16 protein-coding genes are annotated in these 23,939 nt (G+C 33.2%); 5 read left to right on the top strand and 11 right to left on the bottom strand.

Annotated elements, in window-relative coordinates:
• Positions 1 to 18 precede the first annotated feature (18 nt).
• From CD30_RS15810 to CD30_RS15800, 3 genes are all read right to left on the bottom strand, one after another.
• Positions 19 to 657, bottom strand: coding sequence for a hypothetical protein (locus CD30_RS15810; RefSeq protein ID WP_036178926.1), 639 nt, complete (start codon positions 655 to 657; stop codon positions 19 to 21).
• 347 nt (positions 658 to 1,004) lie between these two features.
• A complete protein-coding gene (locus CD30_RS15805; protein ID WP_052126260.1) occupies positions 1,005 to 2,120 on the bottom strand; it encodes an AAA family ATPase in 1,116 nt (371 codons plus the stop codon).
• Positions 2,120 to 2,908: a DUF6414 family protein gene (locus CD30_RS15800; protein ID WP_036178924.1), complete on the bottom strand. Its 789-nt coding sequence runs from the start codon at positions 2,906 to 2,908 to the stop codon at positions 2,120 to 2,122. The genes CD30_RS15805 and CD30_RS15800 overlap by 1 nt, the downstream gene beginning before the upstream one ends.
• 1,548 nt (positions 2,909 to 4,456) lie before the next feature.
• On the opposite strand from CD30_RS15800, the gene CD30_RS15795 reads away from it, so the two are divergent.
• A complete protein-coding gene (locus tag CD30_RS15795; protein ID WP_036178922.1) occupies positions 4,457 to 5,227 on the top strand; it encodes a hypothetical protein in 771 nt (256 codons plus the stop codon).
• 344 nt (positions 5,228 to 5,571) lie between these two features.
• On the opposite strand, the gene CD30_RS20355 is transcribed toward CD30_RS15795, so the two are convergent.
• From CD30_RS20355 to CD30_RS15765, 7 genes are all read right to left on the bottom strand, one after another.
• Positions 5,572 to 5,718, bottom strand: a complete 147-nt coding sequence (locus tag CD30_RS20355) for a hypothetical protein (RefSeq protein ID WP_170215860.1) — start codon at positions 5,716 to 5,718, stop codon at positions 5,572 to 5,574.
• A 51-nt stretch (positions 5,719 to 5,769) separates the two neighbouring features.
• Positions 5,770 to 7,821, bottom strand: coding sequence for a protease Lon-related BREX system protein BrxL (brxL, locus tag CD30_RS15790; protein WP_036178919.1), 2,052 nt, complete (start codon positions 7,819 to 7,821; stop codon positions 5,770 to 5,772).
• Between the two features lie 64 nt (positions 7,822 to 7,885).
• Positions 7,886 to 10,120 carry a PglZ domain-containing protein gene (locus tag CD30_RS15785; RefSeq protein ID WP_036178910.1) on the bottom strand — a complete coding sequence of 745 codons (2,235 nt, stop codon included), beginning with the start codon at positions 10,118 to 10,120 and terminating at the stop codon, positions 7,886 to 7,888.
• 12 nt (positions 10,121 to 10,132) lie between these two features.
• Positions 10,133 to 13,792 carry an Eco57I restriction-modification methylase domain-containing protein gene (locus CD30_RS15780; RefSeq protein ID WP_036178907.1) on the bottom strand — a complete coding sequence of 1,220 codons (3,660 nt, stop codon included), beginning with the start codon at positions 13,790 to 13,792 and terminating at the stop codon, positions 10,133 to 10,135.
• Between the two features lie 15 nt (positions 13,793 to 13,807).
• On the bottom strand, positions 13,808 to 17,422 hold the full coding sequence (gene brxC / locus CD30_RS15775; RefSeq protein WP_036178904.1) for a BREX system P-loop protein BrxC: 3,615 nt from the start codon (positions 17,420 to 17,422) through the stop codon (positions 13,808 to 13,810).
• A gap of 10 nt (positions 17,423 to 17,432) precedes the next feature.
• Positions 17,433 to 17,981, bottom strand: coding sequence for a hypothetical protein (locus tag CD30_RS15770; RefSeq protein WP_036178902.1), 549 nt, complete (start codon positions 17,979 to 17,981; stop codon positions 17,433 to 17,435).
• The gene (locus CD30_RS15765) at positions 17,965 to 18,765 is read right to left on the bottom strand and encodes a BrxA family protein (RefSeq protein WP_036178897.1); all 801 of its coding nucleotides are present in this window, start codon (positions 18,763 to 18,765) and stop codon (positions 17,965 to 17,967) included. The genes CD30_RS15770 and CD30_RS15765 overlap by 17 nt, the downstream gene beginning before the upstream one ends.
• 642 nt (positions 18,766 to 19,407) lie before the next feature.
• Here CD30_RS15765 and CD30_RS15760 point away from each other — a divergent pair.
• The 4 genes from CD30_RS15760 (at position 19,408) to CD30_RS20705 (ending at position 22,292) form a co-directional block, all read left to right on the top strand.
• On the top strand, positions 19,408 to 20,232 hold the full coding sequence (locus CD30_RS15760; protein ID WP_036178894.1) for a rolling circle replication-associated protein: 825 nt from the start codon (positions 19,408 to 19,410) through the stop codon (positions 20,230 to 20,232).
• A 17-nt stretch (positions 20,233 to 20,249) separates the two neighbouring features.
• Positions 20,250 to 20,852, top strand: a complete 603-nt coding sequence (locus CD30_RS15755) for a hypothetical protein (protein WP_036178891.1) — start codon at positions 20,250 to 20,252, stop codon at positions 20,850 to 20,852.
• Positions 20,853 to 21,044: 192 nt separating this feature from the next.
• Entirely contained in the window at positions 21,045 to 21,227 is a 183-nt protein-coding gene (locus CD30_RS15750; protein ID WP_036178888.1) for a helix-turn-helix domain-containing protein, read from the top strand.
• 687 nt (positions 21,228 to 21,914) lie between these two features.
• Positions 21,915 to 22,292 (top strand): DUF771 domain-containing protein, encoded by a 378-nt coding sequence (locus CD30_RS20705; protein WP_328286145.1) that lies wholly within the window; start codon positions 21,915 to 21,917, stop codon positions 22,290 to 22,292.
• Between the two features lie 255 nt (positions 22,293 to 22,547).
• On the opposite strand, the gene CD30_RS15740 is transcribed toward CD30_RS20705, so the two are convergent.
• Positions 22,548 to 23,348: a GNAT family N-acetyltransferase gene (locus CD30_RS15740; protein WP_036178886.1), complete on the bottom strand. Its 801-nt coding sequence runs from the start codon at positions 23,346 to 23,348 to the stop codon at positions 22,548 to 22,550.
• Positions 23,349 to 23,939 lie beyond the last annotated feature (591 nt).

The raw sequence follows: 23,939 nt of genomic DNA, 5'->3' as shown, positions 1-23,939 counted from the left end.
TTCGGGAGAAGGTGATTTTCATTCACCAACGTTATAAATTGTACAACCATAAAAAGAATCCTTACAATTGCTGTAAGAATTCTCTAATACATTTTCTGAATAGAATCCATTAAGCAAAAGCTTATCATATGGTTCTTTCAATCCATCGATATAGTAATCAAAAGTTTCAAATAAATTTTTATAATCATCTTCTATATATTTTGTTATATTACGACGATAATGTAACTTATTTAATTGTTTAACTACTTTAGCTTCTATAAGTATTATTTCTTCTACTTGTTCAGAAACATCTATTATTACACTAATTCCATCCTCAGGATACTTTTCTAATCCTAGAATTTCTGTAGATAGTATATACTCCAGATACTCTAATTTTTCGGCAACAACCTCATTATCTTCATACAGATAGGAACCAAGTTTAGATAAAAATAAAAATCCTTCATCATTTAACCAACTAATAAGTTGTTCACTATAAACATTTTTACTGTAATTACCTATCTCTTTTTCCAGTTCACTAATAGAATTATGTAGTTCATGTTCGTTTAATAACGTATAAATTGAATTTTTATAATGTTCTAATATTTCATTTACTATATTATCCACTCTAGAAAATTGACCTCGGAGATCTTCATATCCTAACCATGTACGGATATCCATACCTAGTACCTCCTCACCTTTAATAATTATAATAACATACGGTTTAAACAATTCAACCAAAAATAGGTCATTTTTATTAAAATTTAACATTTTATCTGAATTAATTATCTACCAAAAATAAACATATTTATTCATTAATATGACAGAATAGTTACCATTATGAAAAAAATAAAGTACACACTTGATATTTATTTTCAAAAAGGTTAACAATGCAAGACGTTGTTATCATAGCGCATCAAGGTCTCCTTTAGCAACAAATATTTCTGGATCAGGTAATCCTAGCATTATTGTTCGAATTAAATCTATTCGATGTATTTCATTAGAGTTATTTGCAACTTGAGTTCTACTTAAAAAAACAAATCATCTACAAGGTACTTAGCCATAGCATTTTTAATGCCATTTTTGATATTACGGACATTTGTAAATACATCAGCATTCATTATTAATATATGTTTCAATTGGGACATTTGTATTAAAGCCTGCTGTTCTTCACTCCAAAGTTGAAGAGTATCATCGTATATTTTAGTTATTAACTCAATTTTCTCCTCTTTAGTTAACTCAGTAAAGGGGATAAATTGGTCGAATCTTGAGTAAATTGCCCCCCCAATATTCTGGATAATTTCTTGTTTGTTTTTATAATTAGCTGTACAAATGATAATAGCTCCTCTAATATCCACTACATAATTACGATCTACAAAAATACCTTCGTCAAACATTTGATAAAATGCACTATACATACCAGGTGGACATTTATCGAACTCGTCGAATAAAATTACATTCGACTCTCTACTTATCAACTCTTTGGCTAAGGAAGAAGTATTTAAACTTCCCCCAAATAGGTAGTTACTAAATTCGTTTGTTTGAAACATGGATAATTGCTTTCTAAATAAGGCCCCACCAGATAATGTTTGGTTTAACAAAAGTGCTGTTTCTGTTTTTCCGACTCCAGGAGGTCCATAAAACATCAAAACTATTGGCTTATTAAATTTTCTACTTGTAAGTGGATAAATTGTCGATAATACATCACTCAATACTTCCAACTGACCAATCATTTCATCAAGAAATTTTCCTTTAAAATCAAATAACTGATCTGCTTTAATTTTTGGAAATTCATGTTGTTCAATTTCAAAATTGATGAATACATCATTATCAAACTCTAATGTTAATTTATCTTTTAGTAAATTGGGTGGATTATGAATAAACACTTCTGTAATACAATTTTTTTGTATTAAATATCTAACCAATTGTGGAAGTATTCCTAAAAAGTGTTCATTTACAGAAGAGAACTCCTCTCCGTGGCATAAAAGCGTAAACTCCATTCCCTGGTTATCTTCAGCCCATTCATATTTTTTTCTATCAAATTCTGTTACTAAAGTATTTAGGGTCAATGTGTTTTCTTTCTCTTCAATTAATTCTTTAAAACGACTTGTTGGACCATTAAAAACCCAAATAGAACCTTCCATTACTTTATCCCCGCTAGAATTACGTCAATAATTTCTAATTCATCTTTCGACTCGTTCCCTCTTAATGCATCAAACCCAGTATTCACAACAGTTGGCTTTTCCGTACCAATCTCATATTTATAATTAAGACTTTCTAATGTACACTGGCCTACCTTTATTCCATAAATAATTAGATTCATTTTTTGAAGATCCGTTAACTTGTAGTTATTTCTTAGTCCATCTAAATTGAATCGAACAATTTTTTGTTCTTTATCTTTCGTTGCAAGTAGTTCATAATAACCTTTTGCATTCGCAATTACGTCATCGAATAAGGAATAGTCTAAATTGTTCTCACTAAGCGAACTACTATTATTACTTTGGTCAGGATTAACCACCTTCGAATCAGCGCTATTGGAATATACTTTGATAAATGGTGTAAGAGTTTTTAAAAAGGTAAATGTTTCTGGTACGATTGAGAGTTTGTAATTTTGGAGTTCTTCAAATGTATAATCATTGTTTTTCTTTTTCTCTTCTAATAGTTTTAAGAAGTTTGTTAGAATAGTATTAGTAATGGTTGTTGTTAAGATATTGCTGCCTTTTCGTGAAAATTGCCCTTTCGTATCCATACCAAATCCTACTTTAAAAATAGAAAAAATCCCTGTGCTTGCTTTTCCTTCTAACTCGATATTACCTGAAAGTTCATTTGCTTTATCGACCATTTCTTTTGTAATCTCTTGAAGTCTTCCATTATTGCTTTGATCCAGAGTATCTAAGGCAGATGCTTCATCAAAATAAACTATTTTTAACATAACTCTCCTCCAAACCCTACTAAATCCGCTTCTCATTATATTCTATCATAACTAATTGGTAGCTTATTTTGTCTTTTGTATGGGACAACTGAGCTCTCAGTTCAAAAAAGCTTTTTTGTAAATATGAATATCTTCTAATTTAAGTAGAAAGAATCTTGGTAAAAGCAACAAATCCAATCTTTCGTCTATTTAAGATTCTATCGAAAAGGTGTTTACCACTAATCGTTAAATGATCCTCAATTGTTAAATCTCGTGTTATCCGCTTAAATACTAATCAATAGAAACAATTAACATTAGACTTCCACTATTTTACGAATGATTCCTATATAAGTTTCATTTATGTTGTGTAAAAAATGTAAAACGCTGTGAAAACATATCATTAACTATCGAATACTACAGAACAAGAAAAAACCCTCAAACCCTTGATATATAAAGACTTAAGAGATTTCTCACAATTCTTATCTTGACATAAAAACGTCTAGTGATACCGGTGGTCGGAGTCGAATATACGAAGATGCACTTTAGAACAAAAGATAATTAGATCTATCTCTTTAGGATTTAACTCTGGATATCGAATACTAAACTTACTTGATAATCCTTGAGTTTCACGAAAAAAGGGCCTCTACTATGAGCCCCTTTTACTTACTAAAATAAATTGATTTAACCCATCTTTCAACATTTTTCGTTTCGATATCTTTCATTATGCTGAACGATAACTTAAGGACTATGCAGAATTTATTTCTCACATGTTTATTAACAAACGGATACTGAATCGAAAGCTGAAATCCTGCTTGGTTATGGTCATGAATAATCAAGTTAATCAAACAATATTTATTAAACTAGGGGTAGCATTATCGCTACCCCCTTTGTTGTATATGAGTATGCACTTATGCTAACAAGTCCAAGATGACGCTACAGCATTTTATAAAGGCGCCGCCCCACATGAGAACTGCTTCAGCTATGGATTTAAGGCCCGCTTCATATAGCGTTTGCAGGCTAAAGTCTTGGTTTGCTATTAATAGCTACCTTCATCACGACTAGATATCCCCCATGAATCCTTGTGGTTGTGTACTTTCCTAAAAAAGGGCAGACTCCACCCAACCGTGACATGCTATCGAATACTTGTCCTCATTGCATACTAGGATAGCAGACTAGCATGCAATCATTCTACAAGCACGTTCCGAATGTCACCATCAATAGAAAGCTAGTTTTTTTGATGATGATTTCTTTTTTATTTTAGTAAAGAAGTGTCACTATAAAAAAGTGCCTATACTAATAATATTACCCACGAAAATCGGGGTTTTGGTCACTTTCCAAATTTGTTCATATTTTGTTCATATATTTAACCTTATTTTATGTAGTAATTGTGAACTGGATTGACAAGTAACCTTCCAATTATCACATGTAATTAAACATAAAATAATAATCTCTCAATTTATATAAGAAAATAGATAATTAGCTATTTCACTTGTTTTTATCATAATAAATGATATAAAATCCATTTTTTCGTTATAATGTATACATTGTAAAAATGGAGGTATTAATTATATGAAAATTATCGGCTGGTTAGTTTTAATTGTACTTGTTTTTATGCAACTTTCTTCAATATTTGATGGATTAAACTTTGGTTATTACGAAGATGCTTATAATTATTATGTAGATAAGCTATTATTCGATCTTGGTTTGGGTCTACTTTCAGCATTGGTAGTAGGTACATTAATTATTAACATAGGTACTTTTATAAAGAAAAAAAGAATAACAAACTTTACTCCAACATTAATATGGGGTGTACTATACATAGGAGTTTATGTTTACCAACAAAATTATGAAACACTTACTCCACAAGCTAAATATAATATTGAATCAATGAGTTATTCATTAGAAGGATTAATAGCAATTGACTATGAGCAGGATCAGCCTGTCACCACTTTTAAGGGCTACTGGTGGGGAAGAGATGTAGAAACTGGTGAACCAAATGGTATTGCTATTCATGTAGAAGATAGCTATCTTCATGTTTTATCACCAGCAAGTCTTTATTTAGAAGATGTATTATACACTGCTGAATATGAAATTAATTTTACAGGAAACCCAGGTTATATTTTAATTCATGACCCTGAAGGGTATGACTACTCTAAACAATATATTAAATATTTACATGAAGATTTAATAGGAGTCGTTGCAGATATTACTGAAGGAGTTACAAGCAGTGATTACCAAGGGTATTATTATGCTGATACAGCTATTGCATTTGCATTAGAACGAATTGATAAAGAAAAATTTGAACGACTGGTATTGACGGCAGAGACTGGTGATTTTTAATCAGTACGACTAATTCAATGTACTTATATAAAAATTTACTAACTGGGTGTTGAAATTAATCTCTATTAGAAAAAGATACTTTAGAGAAATTATCATATCCAATACATAAAAAGTCAGTTTATCAAAGGATTTTAATACTTTTTTCAACTATCAGGATCAGAAGAAGACTCATTTCACCATTGATGAGCGCTCCAACAGTTATTAGTAATGAAATCAATAAATTACAATAAACTACAGTTGTGTAGCTAGTGAAAATTAAAAAGACTTAAGTTTGATACTCAACCAAACTTAAGTCTTTTAAATTATTTTAAATTTAAAGAAAGGCTCTTTTATTCTGCTAGCAATCAGCTATTCACTTCACTATAAACCTCATTCATCATATCTTCCATGATGTACGTTTTAAATTCATCATTCTCTAATATCTCCATAAAGAACTCTTGGTTGCTGCTCATACGATCAATAACAAAGTCCATGAATGATTTTTCAAACACGAATTATTCAAAAACTCATTTTAGTCATCCTTGGTCATTAAAAATTTACAATCAGTCAACAAAGATTGCTTTTTGCATAAGCATTTGATTACTCTGATAAAAAGGAACATCTGTATTCCCAAGAACTGTCGGCGGAACATTTGAAAGCTCATTGAGGTTATCCATTGGGACAACAACGCTCTTTGCACCGTTTTCGGACAACATTGTGACTTTATCAGCAAAATTAGTTACTCGTTCAATAGCTCCTCCAATAGAGATATTTCCAAGTACCGCAAGTCCAGGCTTTAGATTCTTTTTGTAAAGCGCAGAGATAATTGCAACATAAACTGCTGAACCGATACCTGATGAGATACCAGCGCCTAAAAGGTTCGTTACTTGAATGGTAATGTCATAGTTTTTTAACGAATGTTTGTCACTCAAGATTGTTGCCTCATTAGCCTTTATGTACTGGTATGTGTTTTTCATATTCTCTTTTACAGCTGTATTGTTTACACCAGTAATATTCAATTTTCCTGTCCCTGCTACTACTGCTGTTTCAATCCTCACTAAAGCAACATTTTCACCATCGCTTGTACTTGTATAACAAACACCCGGTGATAAAGGTGTACTTTCAATAAGATTTGACCCTTTTTCTTCTGGTAATCCCACAAAAAACTCTTCCTGTGTTTCCTTGTCAATATAAGAGAAATTGGTATCCCAGAACTCCATCCCGCCGATACGTTTCAATTGTTCTTTTACTCGACGACGCATCTCTAGAGCGATTTCCAAATACTCTTTAACGTCGTCTTTTGTATATTCTCCATCAGGATGCATTAATTTGATTAAACCTGATACGGTCTTTTTAACAGGTTTAGTATCACGCTGCTTCAAATGAGATCCTAGAGAATAATATTTTTCAACTACATCTGTGTACGTGACACGTCGTAATGATTTCAACGACTCTGAAAAATAATCTGTACTAAAACCAAAACTAGATGTGAAATGTTGTGGAGCGAATTTTATCATTTCCCAACCTGGAAGGTAAAAATGCATTCTGTCTAAAAATGCAGTATCATTTCTTACTTCATCTGAAAGTGGACTGAACAAATGGGAAGTTTGCAAGACTGTTTCAACAGGTTGATTGATGTTACCATTTAGAATGATTGAAGCGACTCCTGTAATTTCACCACCAGCACCAGCTCGTGAGAAGGATCCTGATTCCATATAATCTTTCATCAGCGGAACAGCATCTCTATCTTTAAAAATCTTATCAGTTGCCTCATCAAAACAAATCGCATCCCACTGTCCTACTGCCCCTACTTTACCAGTTGATCCATGCACGAATAGCTTTGCTACCGTTCCTTGACCACCCGAAATCAACACTGCATACGGTGTCAATTCTTTAAATACAAAGGATTTCCCTGTAGAACGTGGTCCAAGTTCGATGAAATTAAAGTTTGATTCGACCATTGGAAGTAATCTCGATAATAGGAGCATTTTAATTCTATGCGTCATTCCTTCAGCATTAGGTTCATAGCCGCAGCTTCTTAATAAAAGATCAAGCCATTCACTCTTTGTGAATTCTTTTCGTTTGTTAATAATCCTTGTATTATCAAAACTAGATAACTGAATGGGCTTTATTTCTGTAATTACAAAGGGGAAAATATTCTGACCAACTCTTATATTCGGATCATATTCCACATCGATGATTGCCCAAATTCCACCCATTAGCATCTTTTCATGTTGCTTTACAAGATTATCACTAATATTTCCATCTTTAATATTGATGTTTTGTAGCTTCGCCCAGTAAATATCCTTTTTTGAATCGAGTTCAACTGAAATTTTATCAATAATTTTAAAGCGACCTCTCTCACGAATCTTAGATTGAATGAGCGTGCCTTCTTCTGGATTAACGTAATGTTCACTGAGCACTTTTTTCACATTCTCCATACCAATTCGAATCTTTTCATCATCATCAGTAGAACAGGAGTTAGCTATTAGAAATTCTAGCACGAACATTGGCACATTAGCCCCAACCTTTACAGAACGAACAAGATCCTTCTTTACAACAAACCCTCTGAAGTTTTCAAGTAGCTTTTTATCTAAGTCATCTAATACAACCATAACCAATGCCTCCTATCAGCACAATTTTATGCTGTTTAAAAAGTTCATTTGATTCATCTTCCCTTTAGAAAAGCCCCCCCAAATCTCTAGCATTATTTTGTTTAACAATTGCGCGGTCTAACTGTTTTTTCGTCGTAGCATCTAAAAGTTGGATTTCTATTTCAGAATTACCATCAAACGAATAATCCTTAGTTATTAATTCGTTTCGCTGAATTGTAAATATATCACTCTTGTTAAACTGCTGTTTGTTTGCAAAGAATGCCAAGTAAACCTTTCGGTTCAGAGAAAACAAGTCCCCCTCACCTTTCTCAGCCTGTATCTTTACTGAGAACAATTCACCGGTAACGTCTTTTAAGTCTTCTTTATTTTCAATTTTTACTGAAAGTGATGCTGCATAAGTTGCAGAACGTTCCCAGCAAAAATAAGGAGTTACTATTTCTTGTGGTGATAATCCCCCATGCGAATACCCATATAAGCCTGGAGTCTTGAAAGGATTAATGTTCTTTGCAAAGTATAGATACTCGTATTGCTTGAAGCTCTTTTTAGCTTCAATTAATGGTATTGTATTTTCCAGTAGTTTGCTTTCTGTGCGGATGTATCGTTCTGCCTTTTCAAATACGACATTTGGTGAAAATGAAATCTTATCTGCTTCAGTTAATAGCCCTGTTAGTACAAAACCATGATCTGAAATTAGATACACTTTTTCATAGCCACTAGACAATAGAAGTGAAATCTTTGCAGCGAAAAAGTCTATTGTTTCAGGTAAGTACTTGAGAGCTTTTTGCTGAAGTTTTTCTCCCATATCATCGATATCTTTATAAGTACAAATTAGAAACTGACCCGTTTTTGCTTCTTCATTCACCTCATCAAGTCGAAGTAACTCGATTGATAAATCTGGATTCTGCGCTACAAGATACTTTTCTCGGTTGCTTTGAACCGCTTCTATAGCACCATTATCCATATAAATCCGGCTCATGTTGTTTTCAGTCTCAGTAGGGATATCAGCAAGAATTACATCCTTTTTAAGATTTTCTGAACCTCTAACTTTGCTAGTTACCTGCTCAGCTAATTCGTAGGCAACACCATCACCAACAATCACAGCGGTCTTTATGCCGTCATTTTCATCAATGATTCGCTGTAACGTTCCAGTCTGGTTTTCTTTATAATCACTCCAATATTCGAACCATTTTTCAAGAAAAATCGATAAGTATTCTTTGTAAATCTCCTGAAATGGTTCAAGAAGTTCTTGATTATTAAGAAATTCTGTATACAAGTTACGAATGGCTGTATCCAATTTGAAGAAATATTTTCTATAGTAATCAATGCATTCATTAAATGAACTTAAATAATTGATATTTTTTGAATCAAATTCAAGTAATGTAATGATGTCGGACCAAAATAGAATCTCTAGAGCTTTTGCCTGTTTACTTTGATGACGTTGACGTAACTTAGCAAGAATACCAGAAATATAATCTTTATCTGTAATTCTTGCTCCAATATCCGCAAGCCATCTCTCATCTACCTGTCGAAATGGATGATTTATATTCACATCCCAAGTTCCTATAGAAGGTAATGTATACTTGTCAAGATAATCGTTAAATGATTTCTTGTAGGTAACGGAATCAAGCCAATTTTCATACACTGCATAAAGTGTCTTGTTACATTCGTCTTTCGCTAAACCATCAAATATAGATTCAACCACTTCACTTGCGAGTGTCGTAGCAGGCTTAGAGATGTAATCTTTATTAAGTAATTCGTTCACTTCTCGATAAAATGTTTCAAGAAGTTGAGCATCGAAATTTTTTTTAGAGTAAGTAGTTGGATCATGAACAAAAGGAAGTAGTTCTTTTTCTAAGTTAAAGATTCCTGCAGACCCTTTATGACTTAAATCCATCCAGTATGTTTGATCTTTTCCGATACTAACTTTTGCTGCAGTAATCAGTCTTTCCTTGGAAAGGTTAATATTAATATTAAGTGACTGATGTACCTTATCCTTAATATAATTCTGCAAATAACGAATTTCTAAGCTTCCACACGTCTCACAGTATTCTCGGATGAACTTAAGATCATCTTTTTTTAAGTGAGTATAGATTAAAAATTTTTCATTACTTGGTTGAGCCTTTTCAATCAGATACTTCACTTGCAACTCTTCCACTTCATCCTCTGGTCGATAGATTATATATTCACTGCCTACGGTTTGTAATAAAAACTCCGCTTCACCAGATTCATCGATAAAAACAGCTATTGGATGGTTGTCAAAAATGTCTGTTAAATCTCTTTTAAACCAAATATCAATCATAACTCTGACCTCCTACCAATCCGCATTAAGATACTTTTTAAGTTGCCCAGTATTAAGCACCTCATAAGGAATCATGCCTTTTTTCTGCAATGGTGCGATATTTTTACCAACCCCATCGTCAAGATTTGGATCATATCCTTCGGAAAGAAGTTCATCAATCTTTTCTTTAAATACTTCAATCTCTTTTAATTGTTTAAAAATCCGATCTTTTTCATTCTGCGCCTCCGCACTTTCATTCCCAGCAAGATCACTTTGACGATTAACCAAGGAACGCTCACGGTGCTCAATATAAACCGAACGCAATCGCATTAACTTATCCCGGCTCCATTTATAGATAATAATGTAGCAATCAAAACCTTGCTCAGGACCACTAGAAAGGTGCCAGATGAAAGGAGTCTTTGGCAAATACATAAATAAGTTCAAGTGATTAGATAGCTCTTCAAAGAAGTACTTGTTCAGATACTCAGGAATTGGACGACCAAGCACCTTATCAAAACTTGAATATTGAGACGAGCTAAAACCTTTTTCCCTGAATTTTTCCTCAACCCGATCTAATAGCACTTGCTCACCTGCATTTGATACCAATGGTGCTATACCGTCTTCATCCTCCATGAGGATTTCCCTAATCATATCCGCTAAAAACTCCATCGCCAACGTTTGCATACGTTGCTGGGGAATCACATTACTCTGTTTAAACCAGTACCAGACATTGATAGGGTTAACCTCATTACGGATGCAGAACTTTTCAAGATTATTATTATTCTGATAGAGAGATGGAAACCCACTTACAATCATTTCACGCTCTTCTTCAGAAAATTCTTTAGTCGGAAGTCCTTCAATAAAATCTCTCACATCATCGAGAGGGAATTCTTTAGTTGCTTCTATTTCACTAAGATAAGCAATTCGAGCTTCAGCTAATACTGGCAGACCACCGATACTCTTTCCTTCTTTAGCTATAACCATTAACCTATCGTGTTCACTTAGGTCGTATATATCAAAGATAATCTGATCCAGAATTGCTTCATTAATATGAACTTGGGTTAAAAGATGATTTTCATAATTCAAATACATTCTAATTCTGTTTTTTATATCAATGCTTCTACCAACTTGTATAGGTGAACCTATGTAATCCCTTGTCAATAGATCATAACAAGCAAGTTGCTTTTTAATTTCAATGCAACGTTTAGATTTTTCGTTAATAGATTCACTTTGAAGATTATTTGGATTAGCAAAAGGTAATCGCTTTAAATCTCCAGCCTGCTTATTAACTGTAGGGTTTAGACAACCAAAAACATATGAACCCATCTTTGAATTTGTTACAGCCAACGGGTAAAATGAATTCTCCTCAGTTTCGAAGATATTCATTGTTCCATTGTCTACCCAAGTATTGGAGTCTTTAAATCTAAAAGATACACCAGATTGACGCCCAGCGGTTATGCCGTATAGCTTTTGTCGATTTGAGGAGACATCTGGAATTTCATTCTCAATAGTTTTTGGAATTGTAAGCCAAACATTCCCATACCACTTACAGAAATCCCCACCTTTTGAGTAATAATATCTTTTAGAATTATCATTTAATTCCCAAATAAACCTTAGGTGCTTATTGTTATTTCCTGGGAGTTGGACTCCGACGCTTATAGTTTCGTATATTGATTCGAATCCGCCTCCCCCAAACTTCTCCCTAAACTCATCTGATATCCAGTATATAAATGGCCAAGATTTGATAATCTTCAACTTGGCTTGAGGGATTATATAGTTATGCTCGTTTGTGATTCCTTTAATATAGTCACTTAGTGCCTTGAGGCAAAAATCTTTTTTATATTTTTCATTCGGAGTTCGTGTGTATTGATCAAGAGACACAAACCAGGAATCTCTTTCTCTAGATACATTTTTTTCCAAAATATAATACGCAGGCGCAGAGGCAAAGGCGCCATCAAAAATATTTGTTGCGTCAGCAGAGTGGTGAACAAATAAGTTTATGTGAGTTTTTTCTATAATAAATTTACGAACATCCTCATAAGTTTTAATAAACATGAATGTTAAAGGATGAATCATAGCAATCTTTCCATTCGATCCAGTTAATTCATAACAACGCTTTATAAAAGTGGCATACAAGTTGGCGTGGAACTTGTATGGCTTTTTGTAATTGTATTCGATAAACTTTTTTAACTCAGGACCAAAGTCTGCACTGTCAGTATATGGCGGATTGGCAGTGGCTACGTCGTATTCTGTGGTTAGCAATTCAAGGAAAGTGATGGCATCTTTTGTTTTGCTAGTTAAGAAGCTATTCCCCTTAGTCTGTGCATATTGCTCGACAGCTGTTTTTAGGTTGTTGAAAAATGTTGTTGAAAAATTTTCTTCTTCTTTTAGATCTGCTGCAATAAATAGTGAATGTTCTCCTGCATCAATCTTTTCTTGGACTTCATTTAATCTGGATTTTAGTTTTTCATCTAAGCGAATCAGTGAGCCGAATTTGTAAGCGTGTTGTAAGTCTGACCACACTTCTTCAATCAGTTCTTGTTGCTTACTATCTAAGTTATTTCCTTCGGTAAATATATGTCTTACTGACTCATACTCTGGTAAATAAAAATCAGAGGAAACCACATTATAAGAAAGTTCGCCAATGGTTCTACGTTTTTTCTTCGCTTTAATAAACAGTCCAAGTTGAGCCAATTGTACTGCACGATCATCCAAATCGATTCCATGAAGATTTTTTTCGATTATTAATTTAGGAATCTCCTTTTTATCATAATCCTCATCATAGTTTTCGATTTGATCGATATAAAGTTCATAGAAAAAGTCAAACGCATACAACATGAAATTTCCAGATCCACAGGCAGGATCCATCAATTTTATCTCATGTAATGGTTTAATCTCTCTTTCCTTGGTTTGAGGAGCATTGGCTATTTTATAACGATTTTTAATTTCGGAATCTGGGTACATCTCTAGATAAAGTTTTCCTAATGAATTTTCTACTAAAAACTTTACTACCCACCGTGGTGTATACACTTGTGATTGCAGTGATACTTTATTGTATTCTGTTTTTTCACCACTATCCTTATGCAGCTTTTTCTTGTTATTGTTATAGCTTTCATACATCCAACCAAGGACATCGTCACTTTCCCAAATTGCATCATCTACTTGAGCATCTTTTTCCACTTCGTTGAATGCATCGATGATGTCATTTAAACTAATCGCATCAGGTAACAATGCATATGGATAAGTATTACTATAAAGTGGAAGGTCGTTTCCTAGCTCGTTAAATGCATGCTCAATGTACTCCCGGATTCCTTCTAGTTCCTCCGCTCGCATATGTGGATTGATCTCTAGCCAAGCTTTATGCCCAAAGGAACGGTCACCATGCTCTGAAAGTTTTGTCAGTACTGGCGCAAATAGTGACGATGCTTCCATTACTTTTACAGCTGCTAAACGATTAAATAGTGTAAAAGTTAGTTCATCAATCAATTTTTCACGTGCAGCTTTGTAATTTCCAGTCTCACCTATATGGGTATCAAGTAATTCTTCAAAACGTAGTCGGTCCGTTCTGTGTTCTGGCGGTAGTTTCTCAATTTCAAGTTGTTTATTTTTCCCAATACCTAAACGGGACAAATTTTTATCGTAAGCTGCTTCGATTAGGTCTCTTATTAAGTCTACATGTTCTGAAAGTTTCATTGGTTACCATCCTATTCATAAATTATCAATATCCAACTCGATTTCTTCATCTGGTCTAGCTGTGCTCAATATTGCCAGTTGATTTGTAAGGAGAGTTTTATATTCTTGAACAGTCATAATCTTATTGGTGATTGGAACCTTTATTTTACGAGGTTTTTTAGGAACTGGTTGTCCTTCATCATCTGTTTTTGGCTCAGGCTGAGGCGCTTCTGAGACAAAACTATTTTCAATAATAATCAAATCTTGTTCCTTCACTCGGGCTAATTGGGTATAGTTCAGTATATCCGATAGGGAATACCCACTATTTTCACATTTTATTGACTGATTTAGAACAGGATCGTTAATAATCCGTGCATTGCAATAGTGCTGAAGTTCATTCAATTTTTTCTGATTACTTTGATTTAGTTCAGCTGGATAATCCTGTAACCTTTTAATTGCAGCATCGACTTTACCATTTAATATTTCATACTCATGGGTCATATTGGAAGCCGCTTTTTTCATCATCTTATAGTAAACATCTTTAATGATTTGAACTTGTTGCTGCATATTTCCAAAATTTTTAACCATGTCTTGATTATAAAGTCTATTGAATTCTTCAGTTGCATCTGTAATAAGAACGTCTGATCGATTCGCTTTTTTAAGTTCATTTGTAACATCTTCTATAAATCTTTTATAATCCTGCACCTTTGAAAAGTTCTTTTTAATAAATTTCTGTGCCTTTTCTATCGTTTGGATTGCTTCTGCGAACTGTTCACTGTTAGTAAGGAAATATTCCACTCGCTCAATATAATTGTTTTCTGTCATTTTACCCGTAAAGCCCTGTAAAACTTTTCTTTGCTGATCCACAATTGGAAATAGAGACTCAAATTGATCAACAGTATTTTTTAATGTTGATATCGTTTCTATAAATTTATCTGCGAACTTCCCAATACTGTCTGCCAATTGAAAATCATTCGTATTCCAATCAATCTTTTCATTGAGATAAGTACTAATTTCTAGATCCAACAATTCTTGAACAACTTGACTTTTTTGGTTAGAAGATAGCGTTGCAGTAAGAGATTTAAATGATGCCCCTCTGAACCTCGTGGCATTGGTAAAGGCTTCATGAACTCCTGATTGTTCATGAGAAAACCATGTTTCACCGTTATATTTAACAGATAGACGTCCCGCTCTAAATAGAACTGCTAAAGTAGCCACTATCGTACCAAAAGAATATCCCCATGGTGCACCCGAAAAATCTGAATCCAGTGTGCGACCATCAACATATCGACTGTTTATTTGATTATTAATTTCTTCAACGACCTTTAAATTCTCACCAATAAAATTCCCATTGGTATCAAAGAATTTAAAATCGTTACTTGAAAATAATTTACTAAGATCTTCCTTTCGACTCTTAAAAATTTTCGGAACTAAATCTTCAGAAAGTCCAGAAGCTAATTTTTTTGTAAAGATATTTTTAATCATCTTGTTTTGATTTTCGTTGACAATAGATTTAAAATTCATCTCATTTAGTGAATACTCGTCATACATATAGACTAAATTTGCGTTATAATATGCATTTTCAACTTTTAACCGTAACTCTTTTTCTTTTTCTTCACGAATGGTTGAAAATTCTCGAATAATTTTACGTTTTTCAGAATCCGATTCATTCGAATATTTTTCTTCCATAAACGAATATTTACTAATTTCATCAATTAATTTATCAATCAGATTAAACTCATTATTTTCTGGAATCAACGTGATACAATCTTTTTGATATTGAGTGTCCATCTTAATATTCTCAATGAAATCCTGTCTGTTTTCATTGATATTGTACAAACTATAAACTTTCACCATTAAATCTTTGTTATTAGTACTAGCTAATTCATCGTCTTGATCTGAATGAATGCTAAATTTAAAATTATCAGAGCTAACGTTCATTGAGGAGATATTATTAAATAATTTATACTCCTTCAAATAATTAATCAAAGAACGTTTTTTGCTGTGGAACGGCACATCAAAACCATTCATTTCTTCAAGAAGTTTTCCTTCAAGATCTGATGTGATTTTGTAATTATTGTTCGAAGATAACAATACTTTCGAATCCACTAAAAGTTTAAGAACTTCTTCGATAAGAGGCTTCATTTCATAGTACGAATTAATGTCAGAAATATAGCTTTTCGTTATACTTTCTACTGTAGGAAAAACAACTTCAGAATCAGACAAAAGATGGATTGTCTTTAGCAACTTTTCCCCATCTATTGGGCTTTTTTGTAATATTTTACTTGCAGAATCATATTTATTTACTAGTCCCGAGTCTGGAGATGTTTGTGCCTCCGTACAGATAGTATAACCTGTAGCAAAGTTAAAAAGGCTTTCATCTTTCATTTGCTTTTTGAGGATATCAAAAGTTGTTATAATCATTCCACGTGCTGCACTTTGTGTGGCAACTAACGCATTGGAGCTGAACAAAAACTTTTGCAAAATATCAAACTGGTACTTATGAAATGGATAATAGATTGCGAATTCTTCAGCATTTTCCGTTTTAGTTGGAAAGTTTGACTTCAAGTTAGTTGCATCTGATACTAACCCTTCATTGTCACTATAGTATTTCAGTAATTGCTGCTTGCCCGCTTCTGTTTTTTGAAGAAGACGATTTCGAATAATTACGTCAACTTCTGTTGCCTCTAAGTGAATCTTCGTCTTAAAGCGATCCGTTACCTTTGTCAACTGACTCTTACTTACGTTTGCACTATTAATAACATCATCCAATTTTTCCTGTGCGATGGCGATGGTCCAAACCTTTCTCTCGATACTAGAGAGCACCTCACTTATTCCTTCTAGATCAAGTAAAGTGAATTTTTTCTGGCTAATGGCTTCACTTGCTTCATCAAATATGAATACAAGCGTTTCATCCCGCTGGAAATTCAAGTACCTTTCCAATACAGTTTTAAATTTGCTCGCTGAAAAATTTTTAATGGAAGTTTCATAAATTTTACGTGTTTCTTCATATTCAGCTTCACTGTAGCCCATTTCAACAAAAACTTTCCTCATTACCTTCGCTACTCTACGGTCACTTATTTTTAACTGGTCCCATTCCTGTCCTTCTAGAGATTTCGTTATTGTTTTAAATTCATCTAGCTTTCCATCAACAAGAAGGCCAAATTCCATATATCCATAGACATCATCACGAAATCCAATACTTCTCAACAAGTTCGCAAACAGAGTAAATGCCAAGCCATTGTCTGTATTCTGTTTGGCAATATCAAGAAAAACGACTCTGCAATTAATTGAGTCCAAATTTCGAATAGCGTTTTCAATGAGGCTTTCATCCTTTACACCTTTAAGCCTTGGAATAAATCGATCCCTTGCACTCGTCCCGTTAATCATTGGATTACCGATGATATAACCAATCATTTTACCAAAATAGGACTTACCAGAACCATAGAATCCGGATAGCCAAACACCCGTTTCCTTTATATTAGAAGTAAATTGATTCGTAAAATTATAGAGATGTTCACCAATTCCCTCTGTTACAATGTAGGATTCAATTTCAGTTTGAATTTCTGTTTCTGATCGATCTTCTAGGTCAATTACACTTTTTATATCTTCATGAAGATTAATTGTTAATACTTCGTTTATTTTTGACATGTAGTTTCCCTCATTTCACTAGTATGCAACGATATTTCGAAGCAGGTTTAAAATTCAAAAAATAAATATTATCATTTTCAATTTTGGATGGGTAAAATATCACAAGAGGATGTTTCATTTTCATAATGCTCTTGTGCTCCATTATATTTACATTTTCAATCCCAGTACCTAACAGACAACCCGTTCGAATTAAAATAGGAACTTTATTATTATTATTAACTCTTTCGATTTCACTTATAATCATGTCGAATAAATCCGTTTCAGGATCATCAGAATGAAAAACTTTGTACGGTGTACTCTTGAAGTCATTGTATAACTCTTTAAATGATTCCCAGCCTTCTTCATCTATGTACTGAACGAACAACTTGCTAATATCGATGAATTCTGCTTTATCAGCAAATAATTCCTTCGCTTTTTCTATATACAATTTCTCATCAATAGGTGAGTAGGAAAACAGAATACTATTCCCTCCGTTTGCTTCACGAAGGAGGTGATCCTGACTATCTATATGATGTTTCAAATCTGTAAACTTTTGCTTATGATCAGTTATATATGACATGACATACTCCTTTATAGCTATGAGTTAGTTCAACATTTAATTTTAAACCGTTAAAATTCATATTAAAAAAACCTTTTAAAGAAAGCTTTTTAAGCCGATCCTGCAAATCCTCTGTGTGGATGAAGCTAATTGGTAGGAATTCATTCGTGAGAATATTATTGTTTTCTGGCTCGTATAATTTTGAAAAGTATACGAATAGAACTTGTGCTTCTGAGGATGGACGAATATTTTTAAATGTTTTTGTTCTACCTGTACTTATCAAACCTAGTTTAGTCATTATATTTAAGTACTTCGTTGAAAGGGTATCAATTGTAATTTCCGACCAATTAAGATTAAGCGATTGTTTTTGAAGAAGTAACTCCTTCAGGTAGGCAGCGATGTCATTCTTAGTAATGGTCGTGCGTCCAGAATAATAAATTTTCACAAAAACATCTGTAGTTAGTTCTCTAAATAATCTATTGTTCAATGCAAACTGCCAAACCAATGCCAACTCTTTGTCTTGTTGAGGTACAACTGCACTGCAAATCCCCTGTATTAGATCTCGATGATCCTCATTTTTAAATTGCAAAAATGTCTTTACTACGGCACTTTCAATCCTTTTTCGGCTTTTTTCAGTTCGAATGTTAAATTCATTTCGTTGATGAATAAGGTCATTTAAAGAATCATTTTCACTAAAATAAGATTCCAATGCTTTGAAAATGACACTAATATCTTTAAGGCCACCTATAACATTGATAGCCGTATCATATGTGCCGATGTCTATTGTTTTTTCGAGCTGTTCCATTTCGTAAGTCATCCTTTTCTTTTTACTCCAATTTATATAGAAAAGATACGGTACAAACATCTACGTAAATTTCTTTTATGATTATTGTAACCCAATAACCCTCTGTGTAACAGATTCATTCCTCATCTCATGCTTCGGTTTCCTTCTTACAAACTCTTGGATTAACTATTAGAAAATAATAATTCCCTAGAGATACAAATACATTTTCTTGTTCTCATCTGAGAAAAGAGCCCGGAAAGTTAATCGTGTTAAAACTCCTTAAATGCTTGATTTAATAAAAGTTTTTTATCGATGTATTTCTGTTTGAGCTAGTTGGAGCAATTTTAAGGATTATTCCGATATGACCTCGTTTATTCTCACACAATCATATTTAATCAACCGTAATCAGCTCTCATACCCCTTTTAGTCATTCGCTAAAATATTCTTATCTATTTACAATTATAAGTGTTGTAACAACAAAAGACAGTAACCAATTAAGACCAATTTCACTAGAGAGTAAAGGCCTTACTCCTACTTTATTAATAGTAATTTATTATGGACAGTTTTATTTAGATAAATAGATTACGAGCCCATATATAGCAAGAGTTTCACCAGTTTTACCTTTATAAAAACTATATATTAACAACAAGGAGTCTCAATACAATGTCAACTTTAGAAGTAACAGTTACTCATACTGAATCGGTAAGCACCGTAATAGAACGTTATTTAAGCCAGCCTACATATAACAGAAAAGGTGGGCGTAAACGTAAAGGACAAGAACTACATGTTTTAAATCAATGCGAGCAGGCTGAGGAAAGTAAACGCTGCTCTATTCAAAACAGCAAGCGTACATTTAAAGGGATTATATACGCTAACTTTGCACATAGCTTTTCAATGCTTACGCTTACATTCCGACCCTGCTGTGATTTTGATACAAAGGACTTCATTATTTGTCGTGACAAGTTTAATTTATTTTGGAAGAGCTTAAAGCGCTGCAAACAGCTAAAAAGCGTAGATTTACGTTATGTAGGGGCTATTGAATTTCAAAAGAACGGGCGTATCCATTTCCATATTCTCTGCCGTATACCAAAACAGTTTAAGAAGCTAGTTTCTTCTAAGTGGAAACATGGCGGATTACACTTTAAATGCTCTATAGGTGATGCTTTAGATGCACCTAATATTGCAAATTATCTCAACAAGGATATTCACGATGATCGGCTGCCACTAGGTAAAAAACGGTTTCTCGGGGGTAGAGGCTTAGATAGGCCTGTTGTAATGAAATTTACGAGCCGTAAAATAATTGATTTCCTTTTACAACGTAACGGTGCGGTATTGCATCAATTTGAAAGCAAACATGGTTTTACTTATACTGCACTTCTTTCAGATGCAACGATTGATGAACTAGAAGCTTTTGCTGAAGCTGAAAATGAAGATTTAATACTAGACATGCTAGAAAAACTTGAAAGTATCTCACAAAATTATAACTAAAGGACGAGGAAAATATTATGCCAAAATATACAAAACTAGTGAAATGTAAAGGTCATATCGAAATTTTCGATTATGATGGCAAGCAACGAGAAAAGAACTTTTTTATAGAACGTGAAGGTTATGTGCTGCTAGCCCGAATTATTAGAACTAACTTTAAAGTAAAAGGTAACTTAGAATATGCTGTTTTACATCTCCCTGCATTACCTACTAGCGAAGTTAAAGCTATTATTGAAGATTGGTTCACATCTACCACTGATCCAGTTACAGCGGTAATTACACCGATTTCAGAAGGAGTCGAAGTACATGTAATAACAAATGATATTAATACGTTATTACTACAATATCAATCTGTGCAGCCAAAACATATAGAAATTTTAAATGCACCTGTACAGGATGTAATTAACTCCTTTGTCTATGCTTTTGATATGGCTATAAATTTTCAGTTACGAAAAACAAATGATTTTCTGATTCGACATAACTTAGAAGAACCGATGATTATACGTAACCGTAAAGCTGAAGCTTTCATTAAACAACATCAATTAATTAATAAAATCCCCTATTCTACCGCTAATTTAGTTGATAACTGTGGCTGGTACACAGTGAGTAGATACATTTTATAGGGCTATGTCTAAAGAGTTTGATTAATTTGAAGCATGTTTACTAGCTATAACACCCGACATAAGAACACATTGTTTATTTAGAGCCATCTAACACTTATCTATTGTGAGCGAGTTCGCTTTAACACAGAAATGTAAGTAAAATATATGTATACGATTCTTTAGCCGAAGGCATGAAAATAGAGGTGACTACACTTGCAATTAAATGATTATCCTGATGTATTAACTGTAAAAGACATTCAATCGATATTAGGTATATGTGCTTCAAAAGCATATGAGTTAACACGATCTGGTGAATTTTATGTACTTCGTATCGGCCCACTTATTAAAATTCCTAAACAGTCATTTCTTCAATGGCTGAATGGTTCATATAACTAGCATGAAGACGCAAAAGCAATGCATTTACATATTTTGATAACTTTGCGTAATTTGAATAGGGAACACTCGATTCTGACGTATTATCAGTTTCTTGTGTTCCTTTTTCATTTATTTTCCCACTTTTTATTGAGTGGCGTAGAATGCCTTATCAGAACCCTGGGGGCGACTAACGACGTAATCGAATGTCTGGAAAGGGAGGTACATCCCCTCAGAAATTTTTTATAAAAATTTAACTCCTAGAAACTCTTTCCAAACTATTTTGGAACAATAGTGTAGGTTCATATATTTGACATATAAATTTACTAACATCTGCCCTAAACTAATCAGCTTTATCACAATTATTTTACATTTATTAACGAATGAATTGTGTTATAATTTAGAAAGACCACTAAGTGCTACTAACACTCAATGGTCTTGCAACAGAACAACGCTTTAAGAGCGATAGCAAAGTATATGGGCAAAAAAGTAGTACTCGTACCTTCTGCTAAAAGGTATGAACTGCACCCCAATTGTAAGAGCATGTCTCTAACATTGGAGGTGCTTTTCTTTTGGAGAGATTTAGATCACCAGAAAAAAAGCAGTTTTGAGATATAAATAAGAGAAGAATATTTAAGGAGTATTAATTATTCAGAAAATCTCAACTAATATTACAGTAACAATTCCAGAACATTTAGTTTTATTTCAAACGTGGAACTAAAAAATTTACAGCAGCAAAAGCTACAAGGTACGTATTGGTCTATGCAGGAATTAGAGAAAAGAGTAAATCGCAAATACGAATGGATTAAAGAGAATATCCTATATCCCTCTCAGTTTAGAAGTCTATTAGATGTAGAGAATGGTGGGTCCGTGTTTTATCCAAAAATAAAAGGTCAAACATGGACTTTCCAACGTAACGATGGTTTAGGCTATTCTTTACTTCTTCTCGGATTAACATCTGGAATGCGTTTTGGAGAACTTGTAGGGCTACAAAAATGGACTTTGATTTCATCAATAACACAATTAATATCAACAAAACATGGGCTTTTAAAAAGGCAACAAGTGCTGGATTTCCCCTACCAAAAATGAACAATCTAATCGTGTAATTAAAATGGATTCAGTGACAATTCAACACTTTAAAGTTCTATTCAGAACACTTCTATCCATTTTATAAGCGAACGTTTAGGACAGGGGATATAGAAACAACATTGAAGGAATATACACATGTATTGAAGGAGCTGCGTTGGAGAGATGAGCAGTTAGCAATAAGCACGTTTGAAGAAATGATTGTATAATTCAAAAGAACACACAAGTTATAAATCAACTTGTGTGTTCTACTATTATTTAAGCATATGGGTTTAAGATTTTTTTCTTACCTGTTTTCTGATGAATATCCCATGCTTCATTTGCCCATTCTAAAATCTGATTCATCCATTTTTCATCCTTTGCCGCATCAGGCCCAACCCAGTCATTACCTGAGTCCAATGTTTCCCAACGGGTAACATAATCTAAATTCTCAAATATAACAGCATCATTTGCATTGTTATAAGGGACTAGTTTAAAGTCACCATTAGATAATAAAATTAAACGGTTGTCTTGCGAGTCATTTCCTGCAGCAATTGTATGCTTTAACTGGTTTAAACTTGGCATAATTTTCTCTCCTTCAATTATGTAAAATTTATTAAATATTTCAGATGGTGTTAATGTTTTTGAATATACTAAGCGATCATTTTGATCTTCTTCCGAAAAGCCATTCTTTAATAAAACACTTTTCATAGCAGCTAAGTTTTTAACATTGCTTTTAAAAACGACGGCCTCTAATCCTTCAAAATCAGTTTTGTTTATACTCCAATTTTCAAGTAAATTGTATGCAGTTTTAAAAATACCTTTTCCACGGTATTCTTCAAATATTAAGATATCGAATTGAAAATAACCTACTATAACAGATTCAAACAAAGTTACAAAACCAACTTTTTCATTGTTCATTAAAATTTCAAAAGAATAATCTCCTGCTATAGTTATCTGGTCTTCTAAAGTGAGATCTCTATTCATTTCCATATGTGGAAATGAATCTCTTGCATTATTGAGTTCTGTAAGTAACTTCTGGGTAACTTCTATTTTATCAACTTCCATGATTACTATCATTTAATACACTTCCTAAATGCATTATAATTTGTTGTTATCTCTATATACGAATGAAATAATTTAAGGTTTCAAATTAATGGTGTAAAAAAGTGTAAAATGCTACGAAAACATATCATCATCTATCGAATATCAAAAAACAAGAAAAAGCCCCCAAGCCGTTGTTATAAAAGGACTTAAGAGCATTCTTATATTTCTTATCTTAATGTAAAAACGTCTAGCGATACCAGTGGTCGGGGTCGAAATAAGGGAATATCCCCTGATATAACAAGATTCAGTAAATAGTATGTAAAAAATTGCGTAAAATGATTTTTATGTGAAACAAGTGATATTTGTAAAATATTATTCCTTAGAATAATAATGATAGTTACATCAATACCAATACATGCACAGATGTTTATTGCAAAATAGAAGTGCAGAGTTATGAAAGAAATTAGTACATAACTTTGCACTTTATTTGTGTAAAAAAAGCCTTGCCAGCCTTCCTAAATTTCCCTACTGTTATTGGTGTCGAATCAATTCAGTGGAGGTCGAAAGGAATGCTAGCAATGGCTGAAGTTAATTATATCAAACATTTACGAAATCAAAAATCAC

It is taken from the genome of Ureibacillus massiliensis 4400831 = CIP 108448 = CCUG 49529 (assembly GCF_000772965.1).
Classification (GTDB): Bacteria; Bacillota; Bacilli; order Bacillales_A; family Planococcaceae; genus Ureibacillus; species Ureibacillus massiliensis.
This window is presented reverse-complemented; position numbering and strand designations above follow the sequence as displayed.

Excerpts from the sequence above, each read along its gene's own strand:
- CD30_RS15810 (WP_036178926.1), bottom strand. The coding sequence starts at position 657 with ATGGATATCCGTACATGGTTAGGATATGAAGATCTCCGAGGTCAATTT.
- CD30_RS15805 (WP_052126260.1), bottom strand. The coding sequence starts at position 2,120 with ATGGAAGGTTCTATTTGGGTTTTTAATGGTCCAACAAGTCGTTTTAAA.
- CD30_RS15800 (WP_036178924.1), bottom strand. The coding sequence starts at position 2,908 with ATGTTAAAAATAGTTTATTTTGATGAAGCATCTGCCTTAGATACTCTG.
- CD30_RS15795 (WP_036178922.1), top strand. The coding sequence starts at position 4,457 with ATGAAAATTATCGGCTGGTTAGTTTTAATTGTACTTGTTTTTATGCAA.
- brxL (WP_036178919.1), bottom strand. The coding sequence starts at position 7,821 with ATGGTTGTATTAGATGACTTAGATAAAAAGCTACTTGAAAACTTCAGA.
- CD30_RS15785 (WP_036178910.1), bottom strand. The coding sequence starts at position 10,120 with ATGATTGATATTTGGTTTAAAAGAGATTTAACAGACATTTTTGACAAC.
- CD30_RS15780 (WP_036178907.1), bottom strand. The coding sequence starts at position 13,792 with ATGAAACTTTCAGAACATGTAGACTTAATAAGAGACCTAATCGAAGCA.
- brxC (WP_036178904.1), bottom strand. The coding sequence starts at position 17,422 with ATGTCAAAAATAAACGAAGTATTAACAATTAATCTTCATGAAGATATA.
- CD30_RS15770 (WP_036178902.1), bottom strand. The coding sequence starts at position 17,981 with ATGTCATATATAACTGATCATAAGCAAAAGTTTACAGATTTGAAACAT.
- CD30_RS15765 (WP_036178897.1), bottom strand. The coding sequence starts at position 18,765 with ATGGAACAGCTCGAAAAAACAATAGACATCGGCACATATGATACGGCT.
- CD30_RS15760 (WP_036178894.1), top strand. The coding sequence starts at position 19,408 with ATGTCAACTTTAGAAGTAACAGTTACTCATACTGAATCGGTAAGCACC.
- CD30_RS15755 (WP_036178891.1), top strand. The coding sequence starts at position 20,250 with ATGCCAAAATATACAAAACTAGTGAAATGTAAAGGTCATATCGAAATT.
- CD30_RS15740 (WP_036178886.1), bottom strand. The coding sequence starts at position 23,348 with ATGATAGTAATCATGGAAGTTGATAAAATAGAAGTTACCCAGAAGTTA.